Raw genomic sequence first — 1,599 nt, 5'->3', positions numbered from 1 at the left:
GCCACTGGCTTGCCCGCACCCCATCCAACAAGCCGAAACGGCCCACCAGATGAAGCGGCAAGCCGTCACGAAAGATCGAGGCTAACCCGAGCGTTTCAGGCCCTGTTTGCCACGGTCGACCGGTGAGCGTCCGGCGGCCTCGCCGCCTCCGGGGGCTTTGGCTGGGCGAACCCGATCGACGCGCACTTCGGGACCGCTGCGTCAGTTCACGCTCGCCAACTCCCCTCCCACCGTCATATCCGACTCGCCTTCCACCTATGCCAGGCGTAACGTGGAACACAGGGTCAGCAGGACCGATAAATCGAGTTCTTCTGCAGACCAATCCAAGCGCGATGAGGTGTCGCGATGGGCGTCGTCAACCCAAGTAACGGCGTCGCGACACGCGAACAACCGCTGGACGTTGACCGTAAAGGTCATTGAGAAACTCGCGTTGATTATTCAAACCATCGAGATGTCGAGGAGGCGACTGACGTGTGCCTCGTGACGGATCAGCGTATAGTCGGCAGTCCCGTGAGTGCATCGGACTTCGAATTCACGATCACATATACGGCCAGGTTTGACCCGGGTGAACTCGGCACTCAATTCCATGAGTTCGTGAAGGTACGAGAAAGCGACGTCATCGGTGCAGACGACGACCTCACGTCGACCCAGGAGGCTGTATTCACGGCCACCAGCCAAGTCATGCAGCGGAGTCGGAGGGTAAGAATCAACAAAGACGTCGCGGATACGGAAATTGGCGAAGAAGAGATCTACGCCGAGGTCGCGTTGCGTTCCCAGCAGAATCTTGACCCTGCGGTGGGCCCAGACTGCAAAGCGATCACACAGCCGGAGACGTTCGCAATTGAAACCACTCCACTGCAAGTTGCCGCCAAGATCATTAGGCTGAAGTGCCTACATACCGCGGGCGGCGACTCCGATGACGTCAAGATGCAAATTGATGGCGTGAAGGTGTGGCCGCCGGGGGACCCAGAAGGATTCGTCACAATGAGCCCACCCACTACCGCCGAAATCAATGAGATACGGGAGATCCACGGCGACAATATGGGTGTCGCTCTCTTCGGAGATACCACCTTGGGGGCGGACGACAGGCTGGGGTCGACGAATCTTTCGAGGTTTGATCCCCCAGGCGAGCACACGAAGGAACTGAACGGAGAGGATGATGCGCATTACCAGCTCACCTACAAAGTGGTCACTATCGAGGGCTGAACGCGAGCTCGCTGGTGTCTACTGCGTGCAACTTAAGGCCGCCGGCGTGGGCGCAAGGGACGGGCTCATCCCCACAGAGTCAGGTCCAGCTCTGACGGCGGTTCAGGAATCGGGTCGTCATTCGGCGCAATCCGGCGGCCCCACCGACGCAGGTCCAGCACGTAGCTCGTGAGGAGCCGCCGCTGCCGCCGTTCGTCTGCCAGCTGCCGCTCCAGCCGATCAGCGATCACCGTGAAGTCGTCCCGCCGACTGATGGTGCGGCCCTGCGAGAACGTCAGCAGACCAATCACAAGCGCCACTAGCCTCGCCGTTTCACTTGGTGCGGGAGGCGGGTTCTGGGCAGTAACGCGAAGGTGCCTTCTGAGCTGGGACGATGAACCTTGTTGAGGGGTT

At 60.0% G+C, this 1,599-nt stretch carries 2 protein-coding genes; one reads left to right on the top strand and one right to left on the bottom strand.

The window, feature by feature from the left end; genetic code table 11:
* Window positions 1-510: 510 nt before the first annotated feature.
* Window positions 511-1,206, top strand: a complete 696-nt coding sequence (locus ACZ3H8_RS40820; protein ID WP_467410448.1) for a hypothetical protein — start codon at window positions 511-513, stop codon at window positions 1,204-1,206.
* Between the two features lie 65 nt (window positions 1,207-1,271).
* Here ACZ3H8_RS40820 and ACZ3H8_RS40815 read toward each other — a convergent pair.
* A partial coding sequence (locus ACZ3H8_RS40815; RefSeq protein WP_467410446.1) for a hypothetical protein occupies window positions 1,272-1,599 on the bottom strand: 328 nt, incomplete at its 5' end.

The organism is Streptomyces sp. NPDC002868 (genome assembly GCF_055563295.1).
Note: the sequence above shows the minus strand (reverse complement) of the source record. Positions and strands in the feature narration are given on the sequence as shown.